This is a genomic window from Hyphomonas oceanitis SCH89 (genome assembly GCF_000685295.1).
Classification (GTDB): Bacteria; Pseudomonadota; Alphaproteobacteria; order Caulobacterales; family Hyphomonadaceae; genus Hyphomonas; species Hyphomonas oceanitis.
Genome location: NZ_ARYL01000010.1, coordinates 51,186 through 64,436, shown reverse-complemented (window position 1 = coordinate 64,436; position 13,251 = coordinate 51,186). Strand labels below are relative to the sequence as shown.

The 13,251-nt window shown below is 59.5% G+C and carries 13 protein-coding genes and 1 tRNA gene; 7 read left to right on the top strand and 7 right to left on the bottom strand.

The window, feature by feature from the left end; all coding sequences use genetic code 11:
* The first annotated feature begins 18 nt into the window (after positions 1-18).
* Genes HOC_RS08165 through HOC_RS08155 form a run of 3 tightly spaced genes read left to right on the top strand, consistent with a single transcriptional unit; the run spans position 19 to position 1,310 of the window.
* A complete protein-coding gene (locus HOC_RS08165) occupies positions 19-390 on the top strand; it encodes a DUF6249 domain-containing protein (RefSeq protein ID WP_051624650.1) in 372 nt (123 codons plus the stop codon).
* On the top strand, positions 371-949 hold the full coding sequence (locus tag HOC_RS08160) for an RNA polymerase sigma factor (RefSeq protein ID WP_051624649.1): 579 nt from the start codon (positions 371-373) through the stop codon (positions 947-949). Before HOC_RS08165 ends, HOC_RS08160 begins: the two co-directional genes overlap by 20 nt.
* Positions 950-962: 13 nt before the next feature.
* On the top strand, positions 963-1,310 hold the full coding sequence (locus HOC_RS08155; protein ID WP_035537386.1) for a hypothetical protein: 348 nt from the start codon (positions 963-965) through the stop codon (positions 1,308-1,310).
* Here HOC_RS08155 and HOC_RS08150 read toward each other — a convergent pair.
* Both HOC_RS08150 and infA read right to left on the bottom strand, forming a co-directional pair.
* Positions 1,307-1,891 (bottom strand): Maf family protein, encoded by a 585-nt coding sequence (locus HOC_RS08150; RefSeq protein WP_035537384.1) that lies wholly within the window; start codon positions 1,889-1,891, stop codon positions 1,307-1,309. The two genes, HOC_RS08155 and HOC_RS08150, sit on opposite strands and share 4 nt — an antisense overlap.
* A 4-nt stretch (positions 1,892-1,895) precedes the next feature.
* The gene (infA, locus tag HOC_RS08145; protein WP_034739045.1) at positions 1,896-2,114 is read right to left on the bottom strand and encodes a translation initiation factor IF-1; all 219 of its coding nucleotides are present in this window, start codon (positions 2,112-2,114) and stop codon (positions 1,896-1,898) included.
* A 159-nt stretch (positions 2,115-2,273) separates the two neighbouring features.
* Here infA and HOC_RS08140 point away from each other — a divergent pair, with 159 nt between their 5' ends.
* On the top strand, positions 2,274-2,807 hold the full coding sequence (locus HOC_RS08140) for a cysteine dioxygenase family protein (protein WP_035537382.1): 534 nt from the start codon (positions 2,274-2,276) through the stop codon (positions 2,805-2,807).
* A gap of 11 nt (positions 2,808-2,818) precedes the next feature.
* Here HOC_RS08140 and HOC_RS08135 read toward each other — a convergent pair whose 3' ends face one another.
* The 4 genes from HOC_RS08135 to murA all read right to left on the bottom strand — a co-directional run bounded on the left by HOC_RS08135 (position 2,819) and on the right by murA (position 6,437).
* Complete coding sequence (locus HOC_RS08135) at positions 2,819-3,295, bottom strand: UPF0262 family protein (protein ID WP_035537379.1); 477 nt, start codon at positions 3,293-3,295, stop codon at positions 2,819-2,821.
* Entirely contained in the window at positions 3,288-4,595 is a 1,308-nt protein-coding gene (gene hisD / locus HOC_RS08130) for a histidinol dehydrogenase (RefSeq protein ID WP_035537377.1), read from the bottom strand. Before hisD ends, HOC_RS08135 begins: the two co-directional genes overlap by 8 nt.
* A 99-nt stretch (positions 4,596-4,694) precedes the next feature.
* Positions 4,695-5,147 carry a DUF2948 family protein gene (locus HOC_RS08125; protein WP_035537375.1) on the bottom strand — a complete coding sequence of 151 codons (453 nt, stop codon included), beginning with the start codon at positions 5,145-5,147 and terminating at the stop codon, positions 4,695-4,697.
* 9 nt (positions 5,148-5,156) lie between these two features.
* Entirely contained in the window at positions 5,157-6,437 is a 1,281-nt protein-coding gene (gene murA / locus HOC_RS08120; RefSeq protein WP_035537373.1) for a UDP-N-acetylglucosamine 1-carboxyvinyltransferase, read from the bottom strand.
* A gap of 300 nt (positions 6,438-6,737) precedes the next feature.
* Here murA and HOC_RS08115 point away from each other — a divergent pair.
* Positions 6,738-6,812: transfer RNA gene (locus tag HOC_RS08115), tRNA-Thr, on the top strand.
* 64 nt (positions 6,813-6,876) lie between these two features.
* Here HOC_RS08115 and HOC_RS08110 read toward each other — a convergent pair.
* Positions 6,877-8,901 carry an alpha/beta hydrolase family protein gene (locus HOC_RS08110; protein ID WP_035537370.1) on the bottom strand — a complete coding sequence of 675 codons (2,025 nt, stop codon included), beginning with the start codon at positions 8,899-8,901 and terminating at the stop codon, positions 6,877-6,879.
* Between the two features lie 519 nt (positions 8,902-9,420).
* On the opposite strand from HOC_RS08110, the gene HOC_RS08105 reads away from it, so the two are divergent.
* Together HOC_RS08105 and HOC_RS08100 are read left to right on the top strand one after the other, a co-directional pair.
* Positions 9,421-12,372, top strand: coding sequence for a TonB-dependent receptor domain-containing protein (locus HOC_RS08105; protein WP_051624648.1), 2,952 nt, complete (start codon positions 9,421-9,423; stop codon positions 12,370-12,372).
* Positions 12,373-12,478: 106 nt separating this feature from the next.
* Complete coding sequence (locus tag HOC_RS08100; RefSeq protein WP_206741550.1) at positions 12,479-13,249, top strand: hypothetical protein; 771 nt, start codon at positions 12,479-12,481, stop codon at positions 13,247-13,249.
* The last annotated feature ends 2 nt before the right edge of the window (positions 13,250-13,251 follow it).

The window sequence follows — 13,251 nt, the reverse complement described above, 5'->3', positions numbered from 1 at the left end:
AATGAGAAAGATACCCTAATGGAAGACGTCCTTGTCCCTATTGTCCTGTTTTCTGTCCTGCCGGTCTGCATCTGGCTGGTCAGCCTGTTCAATTACAAAAAGCGCCTCACGGCCCACGAAACCGTGCGCCACGCCATCGACAGCGGCCAGACCATCTCGCCGGAACTGATCGAGAAGATGTCGCTTCTGGTCGATCCGATTCGGGCTGACCTGCGCCGCGGCGTCCTCTTCATCGCCTTCGGATGCGCTTTCGCCGTACTTGGTATGGTGGTTGGTCAGCAAGAAGGCGAAGCCGTCATGCCGATGATCGGCGTGGCCTCATTTCCGGTTTTCCTTGGACTGGCATATCTTGGCCTCTGGAAATTCGGTCATGGCTCCAAAGCAGCCTGATCTGTGGATCGTCGCCGCGGGAGGCAACGACATGCGCACCGACCCTGACCTGGCAGCCGATGCCGCACGTGGCAGCGAAAGCGCCTATGCCGAACTCGTGCGGCGTCACCAGGCAAGGGTGCGGGGCATGGCGCGCCGCCTGACCGGCACGGCGAGCGACGGTGACGATATCGCCCAGGCAACCTTCCTCACCGCCTGGCAGAAGATCGGCACCTATGCCGGGGGCACGTTCGCGGCCTGGATCTGCACGATCTGCTATCGCGAATTCCTGCAGGTGCGCCGACGCCAGAGAAAAGAGATCGAGTTCGACGAGACCGCCGAAATCATCCCCTTCGGCCGCACGCAGGCCGACACGGCAAATGACAAGATGGACCTGTCACGCGCCCTCGAAAAACTGCCTGAGGCCCAGCGCATATGCGTTACCCTCTGTGTCGCTGCCAGCCTCAGCCACCGGGAAGCTGCAGAAGCCACAGGCTGGCCGCTCGGTACGATCAAATCCCATGTGAACCGCGGCGTGGCCGCCCTTCGCAAACACCTTGCCGCCACTGAAGTGGCATGATGGAGTAGAAACCATGCGAGACGAAGATACTTACGCCGACCTGACCGCCCTGTTCGCGAGCGAAGACCGCGCACTGGAGGCGAAACCCTTCACCGATGGCGTGATGGGCCGGGTGCGCGCGCAGGGCCGGATGCGCAAGCTGCTGCTGGCCGTAACCGGCGTTGCCGGCGCGCTGGTTGCCGCCTCTCAATTGCCCAAACTGCTGGCCGATACGGTCGGCCTCGACACATCCATCACGACGTCCATCGTGCAGGCGCAAACCGACATGACGGCCCTTGCCAGTGCCAACCCGCTCTGGCTCGGCGTCGCAGCTGTTGTTGGATTGAGCCTGCTGGCCGTGGCAGCGATGGAGCGGGTCTAGGCTTTCGCCCGCCAGCCCATGCCCTCTAGCAGCGCTTTCGTCTCATAAAGCGGTAGCCCGACAATCGCCGTATAGCTGCCATTGATATGGCTGATGAAACCACCCGCCATGCCCTGGATGCCATAGCCGCCAGCTTTACCCTGCCATTCGCCGCTGGCGACATAGGCAGCGATCTCCGCATCGGTCAGCCGCTTCATCCGCACGCGGGCAAGCACCGTGCGCGCCTGCACGCGGCCATCCGGGGCCTTCACGGCTATGCCTGTGATGCACTGGTGCGAGCGCCCTGACAGCAGCCGGAGGAAGGCCTCCGCCTCCATCGCATCTGCGGCCTTTTCCAGATTACGCGTGCCCAGCGCGACAACCGTATCGGCAGCCAGCACATAGCCCGCTTCCGGAGACGCAGCCGCCTTCTCGCGCGCAAGGCGCTCAGCCAGCGCACGCGGCGACTCGTCCTTGCGACGCGTTTCGTCAATGTCGGTGGGGGCGATCAGGTCCGGGACGATGCCGATCTGGGCGAGCAGTTCCCGGCGGCGCGGACTGGCGCTCGCGAGAATGAGCGGCGCATGTCCGGTAGACGCCATCGGTTTAGCGGAAGCGGTAGGTAATGCGACCCTTGGTAAGGTCGTAGGGGGTCATTTCAACCATGACCTTGTCGCCGGTCAGAACGCGGATACGGTTCTTGCGCAGCTTGCCCGCAGTGTGGGCGATGATCTCGTGTTCGTTCTCGAGTTTGACGCGGAACGTCGCGTTCGGCAGCAGTTCGACAACTGTGCCTTCAAATTCAATTAGTTCTTCCTTCGACATGAAGTCTCCAAATAATCTGCGGACCGTTGCGCCGCCGAAACGCATATAGGGGTGCGCCATAGCCCGTAGAAGGGATTCCGGCAAGCGCGGATGGTCAGAGGGGCATGTGCTTGTTCCCCCGCGCCTGCTGGCTTACCACTTTAAGTCACGGAGGATACCATGCTTGATCTTGATCAGTTCGTCGAAGATTGCCGGGCGGCGGTGACGAATGACCCGACCCATAAAGCGGTCAGCGAGATAGTCACCCGCGCGCTAAGCGATCCGGCAAATGTGCTGGCCGCCGTGGGCGAGCCGACCGCGGGCGGCATCTTCCCGATCCATCGGGCAGACGATCTGACCATCCTGAATGTCGTCTGGAAGCCCGGCATGGCCCTGATGCCGCATAATCATGAAATGTGGGCCGTGATCGGCGTCTATGGCGGCCGGGAAGACAATATCTTCTGGCGCCGGATAAAGGACGACCCGACAGGACGCGTCGAGGCCGCTGGCGCGAAAGCCCTGTCGACGGGCGATGTCGCGCCGCTCGGGAAAGACGTGATCCATTCGGTCACCAACCCGATCCAGAAGCTCACCGGCGCCATCCATGTCTATGGCGGTGATTTCTTCGCCGTCCATCGCAGCGAGTGGGACCCGGAAAACCTGACCGAACGGACCTATGACGTGGAAAAAGCGAAAGCCATGTTCGCCGGCTGAAGCAAATAGCGCTAGCGCGTCTGCCCCGCATGCAGGGCGCAGATCAGGGTGAACAGGCGGCGGGACGTGTGGAAATCGACATCGACCTTACCTTCGAGGCGCTCGGCTAGCAGTTCCGAACCCTCATTGTGGATACCGCGCCGCGCCATGTCGATGGCCTCGATCTGATGCGGCGTCTGGTTGCGGATGGCATCGTAATAGCTGTCGCAGATCATGAAATAATCGCGGATCACGCCCCGGAACGGGCCCATGGACAGGATAAAGGTGTGCACGTCCGCGCCGGCCTCGTCGCGGATGGCGAAGACCAGCTTGCGCTCCACCTGAGACAGGCTGAGGGCATAGGGGCCCCTGTCATGGTCCGGCAGGCCGAAACTGTTCTCTTCAATCAGGTCGAATATGGCAACGCGGCGCTCATGCTCCGCATCCGGGCCGGACGCACCAAGCGTCTCCTCATCGATATGGATCGAGATCAGCCGGTTTTCACCCATCAGCCCCGCTCCGGTTGGTACGAATGGACACAGAACGGGCATGCGCCGGCAGGCGTTCGGCCTCGGCAAGGCGCAGGGCCGCCGGTGCAAGCGCCGCAAAGCCCTCAGGGCTGACCCGCTGGATGCTCATGCGCTTCAGGAAGTCATAGAGGCCAAGGCCGGAGCCAAAACGCGCGGCGCGGCTGGTCGGCAGCACGTGGTTGGAGCCCGTCACGTAATCGCCCAGCGCCTCAGGGGTCAGGTGGCCAAGGAAGACCGCGCCCGCATGCTGGATCAGTGGCAGGAGCGCGTCCGGATCGGCAATGGCCAGCTCCAGGTGCTCCGGTGCGATCTGGTTCGCAATGGCTGCTGCAGTTTCGAGGTCTGGCGCATCGATGATGGCGCCGTGGGCCTCCCACGAAAGACGCGCCCGCTCGCCGGTCGCCAATTCCTTCAACTGGTTTTCCACAGAGATTTCCACAGCCTTGCCCACAGCCTTATCCACGGCGATCAGGATAGACTGACTCGATGGATCATGCTCGGCCTGCGAAAGGAGATCGGCGGCTACCCAGTCAGGATTTGCCGTATGGTCGGCAATCACCAAAATCTCAGACGGACCGGCAATGGTGTCGATGCCAACGCGGCCAAAAACCTGGCGTTTCGCCTCAGCGACAAAGGCATTGCCGGGGCCAACAATCTTGTCGACCGGCTTCAGGCGGCCAGCGCCGAAGGCCAGCGCGGCAACGGCCTGCGCGCCCCCGATAGGATAGAATTCATCAACGCCGGCTTTGAGCGCTGCATACGCAACGGCAGGCGCAAGCTCGCCGCCCGGCGCAGGCGCCACCATCACGATCCGCGACACGCCGGCAATCTTCGCCGGCACGGTGTTCATCAGGACGGAAGACGGATAACTCGCGCGGCCTCCGGGCACATAGACACCAACGCTTGCCAGCGCGGTCCAGCGCCAGCCAAGCTCAACGCCTGCTGTATCAGTGAAGCGGTGGTCCGCCGGTCGCTGCGCGGTGTGATAGGCGGCAATCCGGTCATGGGCGAAATCGATGGCCTCGCGCAGGTCGGCCGGGCAATTGGCTGCGAGAGCGTGAAGGTCCACATTATCAGACTGAAGGGTCGTCGGATTGACCTGCAACGCATCAAATTTTGCCGTGTAATCGGCCACAGCCTGCCCGCCGGATGCCTCAACATCATCGAGAATTTTGCGCACAATGCTGGCCACATCATGCCCTGTGCCGCGATCCTCCGCGAGGAAGGCAGCAAAGCCGGTTTCGAAATCCGGCTGAAGGGCATCAAATTTACGGACCATGAGGGGGACCCGGCTTTCCAAAACCCGGTACATGGACTGTCATATCCCGGCTGGCAAGGCGCTGGTTAGGCCGCCATGCCGCATGGGCAGGGTCATGGCCTATTTCCGGCGACGCTCGTGGCTCGGCAGGTTGCGCGTCGGCCAGACATAATCACTGTCCAGCAGCGTTGCATCCAGCACTTCAACATCCAGCGTAATCTCGCCATCGCCAGCGAATAGAAGCGTGACCGTGCCGCCGGGCGGTTCTTCGGCTGGCGTGAACGTCACTTCAAGCAGCGAGAGGATCAGTTCCGGATCCACTTTCGTCACGGCCCGCGTCTTCGCGCCCAGAACGCCATCAAACGCCAGCAGCGAGCGCACGCGTGCGCCTTCCTTGCGGTTCGGCTGGCCAGCTTCCCAGCGGAACCGGTTCAGCTCCAGTGAAAAGCGACGCTGCTTTGCCTCGTATTTCAGGCTGCCGGCCTTAACGACCGAATCCTGAACCGCGGCTGCAATGACTTGAAGGTCCTCGGGCGTTTCCGCCAGGAGACGCAGCGCTTGTGGCTCGGACATATTGGCCCCTTATTCATCCTCGCCCGACAGGCGCTTGATATTGGCGCCGCAGGCATTCAGTTTTGCTTCCAGCCGCTCGAACCCGCGATCGAGATGGTAGATACGGTTCACCACAGTCTCACCCTCGGCCGCAAGCCCTGCAATCACAAGTGATACCGAAGCGCGCAGGTCTGTCGCCATAACAGGCGCGCCAGTGAGGTGCGGAACGCCCTTCACAACGGCTTCCTGCCCACGCACGAGAATATTGGCGCCCAGCCGCTGCAGCTCGGGGGCGTGCATGAAACGGTTCTCGAAAATCGTCTCGCGGATGATGCTCGTGCCATCGGCAACGCTCATCAGTGCCATGAACTGAGCCTGCAAGTCCGTGGGGAAACCGGGGTGCGGCTGGGTCGATACGTTCACCGCCTTGAGGCGCGTGCCATTGCGACGGATGCGCAGCGTCTGGGCCGCTTCGTCGGCGTCCACCGTAACACCGGCCTCGCGCAGCTTGGCAATCATCGCGCCGAGCGCCTCGACCGGGCAGCCGTCGAGTGTGACGTCGCCGCCCGCTGCCGCTGCCGCCATGGCATAAGTGCCCGCCTCGATCCGGTCCGGCATCACGGCATGCGTGGTGCCGTGCAGCTTTTCCACGCCCTGGACGCGGATCGTGGACGTGCCGGCGCCGGTAATCTTCGCGCCCATCTTGTTCAGGCAGTCAGCGAGATCCTCGATCTCCGGCTCGCGCGCCGCGTTTTCGAGAATGGTCTCACCTGACGCCAGCGTGGCCGTCAGCATCGCATGCTCCGTCGCGCCGACGCTCGGCATCGAGAACACGATATGAGCGCCTTTGAGGCCCTGAATGGCTGCCGCCTTCACATAGCCCTGCTCGACCTTCAGGTCAGCGCCCATGGCTTCCAGTGCCTGCAAATGGAGGTCGACCGGTCGCGCACCGATCGCGCAACCGCCCGGCAATGACACGGTCGCGTGCCCGGAACGGGCAATCAACGGTCCAAGAACGTTGAAGCTCGCCCGCATCTTGCGCACCTGTTCATAGGGCGCGATCGTGCTTTTCAGCTCGGCAGCATTGAGGTGGCACGTCGACTCGCCCTTTGGCCAGTAGACCTCCACACCGAGAGTCTCCAGCAGCTGCGCCAGGAAGCGCGTGTCCGCCAAGCTTGGCATATTGGTCAGCGTGATCGGCTCGTCGGTCAGCAGGCAAGCCACCATGAGCTTCAGCGCCGAGTTCTTGGCGCCGGAAACGGGAATGCGGCCGTTGAGCTCAGCGCCGCCAATAATGTTCAATCTATCCATGGGGCGCACTTATAGAGCGGTTCACGGCGCGGGAAAGGCGTGATTGTGCTGTGGGTGGGGCATTGTTGGCGCCGAGGCAGCGTCAGGAGCTTTTGGTTGGCTTTTCAGGCGCAGGCGGCGTGTCGCTCGCCTTCCGGGAGGCAGCCTTCCGGCGTTTCAGATTCGCCCGCAGCGCCTCAGCGCGGCGGGCAGCAATTTGCGGGTCTTTCGGCGTATGGGACATAAGTACAGCTTTTCGCGGCGAAACGGTCTTTTCATCTGGGTAGGCTTAAGCTAAAGCCGCGACTTGCAAACGGCAACGCCGCGGTAGCTCAGTGGTAGAGCGCGTCATTGGTAATGACGAGGTCGGGAGTTCAATTCTCCCTCGCGGCACCAGTTTTCCCAGAAAATCAGGCCTGAGGCGCCACCCCGCGAGCGAGGTGGCGACAAGTCGTTTCAGCTATTTCAGGCCGCACTCTCCATAAAGGAAGTCCTCAATGGCCTCCAGCGACTGGCGCTGCTGGTCCGGCGTCCAGGGCAGGCTGTGAGGCTGGTCAGCAATGCTGACATATTTGGCCTTGGTGTGGCCCTTCACGGCATTATAGAACGCTTCGCCAAACGTGTTGGGCACGCGCACGTCGCGGTCGCCATGGAAGATCAGGACAGGAATGCTGGCCTGATCCGCATCGCGAATCACGTCTTTGCCTGAGAGAGCGTTGGCATAGGCCATGCGGCCAAAGCGGCTGCGGTCCACGCCGACATTGATCTTGGCGGATTCGGCATAACCGGCCCCGGCAATGGCGCACTGGAAGGGACTGTTTGTCCGCGTCGTTGCCGCCATCGCGGCATAGCCGCCATAGGAATAGCCGAAGATCGCCATGCGGTCGGCCTTGGCCAGCCCGCTCGAGACAAGCCATGCAGCGCCATCTTCCAGGTCGTCCTGCGCCTTGTAGCCATACTGGCCGTCACCGGCGCGCCACTGGTCAAGCCCCCAGTCGGTGCTGCCGCGATATTGCGGCTGGAGAACGGCGAAGCCGCGCGATGTCAGGAACGGAATCCATCCGCTGGCATCCCAGCCGCCAAAGTCCCGCGCCCAGGGGCCGCCATGCGGCAGCACGATCGCCTTGCCCGGTGCGTCACCCTCTTTCCAGCCGGCAGGCGTGGTCAGCAGGGCCGGCGTTTTACGGCCATCGCGGGCGTCGTAATAGACCAGCTTGGTATCACCGATATCAGCCGGATCGATCCACGGCCGCGCCGCGCCAAGCGATTGCAGGTTCTTGCGATCATCCAGCACGTAAAAACGCCCCGCGTTCTTCACGGACGAGGCTTCGAAGATGATGCGGTTGCGGTCGTCAGATGCATAAATGACGCTGATATTCTCGCCCGGCATAGCCTGTTCGAGACCAAGGACGATGCCGCCCAGATCCGGGTCTACCCAAGTGGTGCGGACAATATCGGCATAGTATGTAAAGCCCAGAACCTTGCCGAACTCTGCCGCAACAGTAGAGGTGACCATGCCCGCCGCATCAAAATCAGGATGCGCGAAAACCGGCTCGTCGCTCAGCGTCTTTGTCTTCGGATCATAGGTGTAGATCTGCGCCTTGTCTGACATCTTGTTCGTCAGGATGTAGTAAAGGCCAGTCTGCCCATCCCAATGGATGACGTCCAGCTTGCGACGATCAACGAGGTCAATCCGCAGCGCATCCTGTTTCTCCAGGGTGCCGCCTTTTTCGACCTTCAGATACGTGTCCTGGTAGAAAGTATCGGAAGTTTCGTCGAAATCGGCCTCTGACATCACCTCGCCATCCCAAGGATCGGCATAGCCAGCCGCGCGGGTGCCGGAGTTCTGGTAAACGACGTCAACCTTGTTGTCCTTGAGGTTCAGACGGGCAAGTTCTGTTTCGAAGGATTTCGCGCTGAGGCGTGAAATCAGCACTGTGTCCGGGTCCGCGGCCATGCGTGAAACGACCGACCCACGAGCTTCCATGCGCAGGCACGTTTCGGTGTTCTTGCTCATGCCGCGCATGCTGCCCATGTCGATGAATGGCTCTTCGAACTTCTTGAAAGTCTTGTCGGTGATGAGTGTTTTTACCACCCACGTGCGCGTGGAGCCGGTCGACTTGCCCTCGCTGCAGCCGCGCAGGGAGCCGGTGAAAGGTCTGCGCACAGCCGCCAGAACATAACCATTCTTCAGTGCCTGCAGGTACATGAACTCGCTGTCATTGCCGTCGGGTCCGGCGATGACCGGCGCCTTTGACAGGTCTTCGAGATCCCATGCCGCAACCACGGCGCGATCCTGATCATTGCCCGTGCTCGGCCCGAGCAAGGCGAACATTGTCTTGCCGTCCGTCGTAACGGTGACGTTCTCAATGGCCGGAAGGCGGGCAAGGTCATCAATTGGAATGGGGTCCGCGCTGGCTGGGCCCATGACGGGCGCGGCAAGGCCACATGCGAGCAGAAGCGAAGTCAGGATCGGTTTCATCATGGTCTGTTGGTCTCCCTCATTCCGGTGTCACCCGGCAGCCGCGGGCATGTCAACTCACGGTGTTTACCTGAAGCAGACGCTTCTGCCAGAATGCGCCTTCGTGGCATAGTCTTGCCCAAATGGACTCTGCGATGCTCAAACTGTGCATAGCTTGTGCAATCCGCGCACGAATTATGGCAAATATGTCACTAATGTCACTCTTTTGACCAATTATGCATAATCGCCATTGATCTCTAGATTACGAGATCGCAACAATTCATGCAGGGGTAGTCGTCTTATTGCCGGAGTTGAGGCCGGGTCATTGACGGATGCTCTCCATGAAATGAGGGAAACGGAGAAGCCACTCATGAAACCTATGAATTACAGCGGTGCGCTATTGCGCACGGTTGCCATCACGGCGTTGTGCGCCGGACTTGGCAGCAATGTTTTCGCACAGGAAGCAGATGTAACGGAAGACGAGGCAGTTGCCGTCGTCGCGCCGGTTACTGAAGCTGCAGACGAAAAGAAGCTTGATGTCTCGTGCGCGTTACGGGTTCGCGCCTGTCGAGCGAGTACACGAGCGTCGCGCCTATCCAGATTCTAAGAACGGACGAGGCGGCGCTTGAGGGCATTTCAGATGTCGGCTCCCTGCTTCAGACTGCGACGGTTGCAGCTGGCTCTCCGCAAGTGACTGCGGCGTCGTCGTCCGCATTTGTACAAAACGGGGGCGTCGGTACTGAAACGGTTTCGCTGCGCGGACTTGGCGCCAATCGCACACTCGTCTTGATTAACGGTCGTCGTGCAGGACCTGCCGGTACGCGTGGTGCTGTTTCGGCCTTTGACCTGAACGCCATACCGCTTTCCGCTGTGGAAAGCGTTGAAATCCTTAAAGACGGCGCTTCGTCTGTCTATGGTTCAGATGCCGTTGCGGGTGTTGTGAACATTATAACCAAAAAGGATGATGGTCTGGACTTGGACTTTTTTGTATCAGCTCCGGAAAATTCCGGCGGCGAACAGCTCCAAGGCAGCGCAACCTGGGGCAAAACATTTGAGCGCGGCCATGCGATGCTTTCCTTCGACTACTACAAGCAGGAAGAGCTCGCTCGCGGTGACCGGGACTATTACAAGTGCGGCGAAGACTATTACTTCAATAGCGATGGCTCGCGCGCAGACGTCATCGATCCACGCACAGGCAATGCACGCTGTAACGATCTGGCTTGGGGTCATATTTGGGTTTACGACTATAATTCCCCATCCCAAGTGACGTCCCCTTGGCAGGGGCGCCCCCAGCTTATTCAGTATGATTATGACGGGGACCTCGGCAACTATCTGCCAGGATTCCCGGTGAACAATACAGCTGGGCTTGTCGTACCGGGCGGTTTCTACGCTGTTGGTTATGATGAGCTTCTGCTTCCGGGAGCAACGCCAGACCCCGTTTTTGGCCCGTCGGCCCGCGACTCACTCGGCCTTGTAAACGCCGACAGCGTTTTCCAAGACGAAGAGTCGCTGAGCCCGGAAGTTGAGCGCATTACGCTCTACGGTACAGGGGAGTTTGAAGTCAGCTCGCACATGGACGTCTATGGCGAATTCCTAATGAACCGTCGCGAGACATACGTGAATGGCTATCGACAGTTCTGGACGTATGACTACGTCTACGACTATGGCGGCACTCCCATCAGTAACAGTCCGAGTGCGCTCGCCAATGGTTGGGGAAGCGTAGCAGGAAGCGGAGCATTTGTTGGACTCAGCCCGACGGCGATTACCGATCATAACGACACAAAGATTACCGTTGACTACATCAATACAGTCGCCGGCGTGCGCGGCAATTTCGATGCAGCGCTCTCGGACTGGAATTATAATGCCTACCTTCAATTCTCGCGGTCGGACGGAGACTATCAGCAAGACCTGATCTACGATGACGCGATAACACCCTACCAGTGGTTCAATGGCAACACATGTGCGGGCTCGGTAACGCCGGTTCGGGGAGTCAATTGTGTGGATGTGAACTGGTATGACCCGGAAACACTTCGTGGCAACGTGTCGGATCAAGACCGCGAGTTCATGTTTGGCAGTGAAACTGGCAACACCGTTTATGAGCAGACGCAATTTGAAATGTTCTTTGATGGGCCGCTCTTCGAACTGCCTGCCGGCACGGTCGGCGCCGGATTTGGTGCAAACCGCCTGCGCGAACGCATCAATGATATCCCAGGAGAAGTCACCCGAGATGGCAATGCTTGGGGATCATCCAGCGCTGGCATCACAAAGGGCGCCAAGAATACCAGCTCAATCTTTGGCGAACTTGCCATTCCGCTGATCAAGGACGCTCCGCTGATGGAGGCGCTCGACCTTTCACTGTCGGCACGTTGGACAAGCGAAGAGACCAATGTACGCGATCAACAGGCTGGCCAGGACAACACGACCTACAAGGCGGGCTTAGGCTGGCAGGTTGTGCCTTCCGTCAAATTGCGGGCTACATACGGGACGTCGTTCCGCGGTGCGGAACTTTTCGAGGCCGCACTCGCCGGGCAAACCGCATTTGCCGGCCAGAGATCTATTGATCCCTGCGTTAACTACGTCGACGCGTATGACAACGGAACGATATCTCAACGCCGCTTCGACAATTGCGCGGCCGACCTTCCTGCGGGGCTCGTTCCGACAGGCGGCGGCGGCTCTGCAACCGTTTCGTCAACAGGCAACCCATTCCTCGCGCCCGAAACGTCCGAGGCAATGAATATTGGGATCATCTGGGCGCCAACATGGATCAACTTCCGGGCAACGCTCGATTATTTCGAAATCGAGATCAAGGACGAGATTACCCGTCTTGGCGCGGCGAACATCCTGCTTGGTTGCTATGACTCGGAGAGCTTCGCAACCGAACCGCTGTGCGGCCAGTTCACCCGGGATCCCAACAACTACCTCATCGACACGGTCACTAACGACTTCATCAACGTGGCGACACAGACCAACACCGGCTTTGACTTCAACGCTGAGTACAGCCGTGATTTTTCGTTCGGCACACTGACGCTAAATACTCAGCACACATATCAAATAGATGATGAGATCGTTCTTTTTTCAACCAGTGAACCGCTAGACACCACAGGGGAAGCAGGTGAGCCGGAATGGGTTGGTAACCTCAACGTCACGCTGGACCGTGGTCCATGGTCCTACTTCTGGGGCATGGATTTCATTGGTGCGACGTCAAACTTGGATAGCTACATCGAAGACAATGGCGACGCATGGCCCAACTATCTCGGCCAGCCGGTCGGATTGAAACTTAAAACCGAGCAGGTAACGTATCACAGCGTGTCGGTCGGGCGTGAGTTACCCAACGGATTTGAAGTGCGCGTGGGCGTTCGCAACGTATTCGACGAACATCCACCAGCCCTTTCTGCAGTCTCCAGCGAGTATGACAGGGTAGGCACATCTGCCTTCTACTCACAGTACGATGCAATCGGCCGTCGCTTCTTCCTGAATGTAAGCAAGTCGTTCTAGTATCGGGCTGAATGTATACTTAAAAGCGGCTGGCAGCCTGCCAGCCGCTTTTTTACATAGTGGGCCGTCAAATTGTAGAGGGAGGCATCGAATGCCCCGAATATCAATGAATCAGGACAATCTAAACAGCCGAAATACCGAGTTCAGCCAGGCGCCGCTCACCAAGCCGGTATTCCTGAATTCAGTACCCAAGAGTGGCACTCACCTTATGCGCAATATCATACGGATGTTCGTACCGGTTGAGCAACAATACCATAATGATTTCATCCAGATACCCAACTTGCGGCAGCATACCAGGGCCCTGCACCCTGACACGCCGGCACTCAGCTGGGGGCACCTTTTATTCTCCGACGAATCATCGCTCGCAACGAGCTTATCCCACCATATCCTACTCGTTCGCGACCCCTACACTTGGGTCCTAGCCCGCGCTCGATTCTTCCTATCAGAGAATTTCGACGGCAATCTTGCCCATTTGCGAGTCCGTCAATACAGCGCCGGCGATCTCATGAATATGATGATCTTTGGAATTCACGGCAAAGCGCCCACAATGCATGACATCTACACCCACAACGCAGCGGCCTGGCTTGGAACTCACGTTAAGCTCTATCGCTACGAAGACATTGTGTCCCACCTCAAAGACCTCAACTCCCAAGAGTCGGAAGTCTACTTTGCAAGGCTTTTGCAAGATTGCGGTATTGCCGTGCCAGATGACTGGCGCGAACGCGTCATCATTGGCAGCGACAAGGCCCAGAGCAGCACATCGCGCGACAATCTTGATGTCGACGATTCCCGCCTGCCGGACGTTCTGCCTGACGCGCAGAAAAAACTGGTCGACTATGCCGTGCCCGGCCTGCGGGCGCTGCTTGGCTACGCCTGACC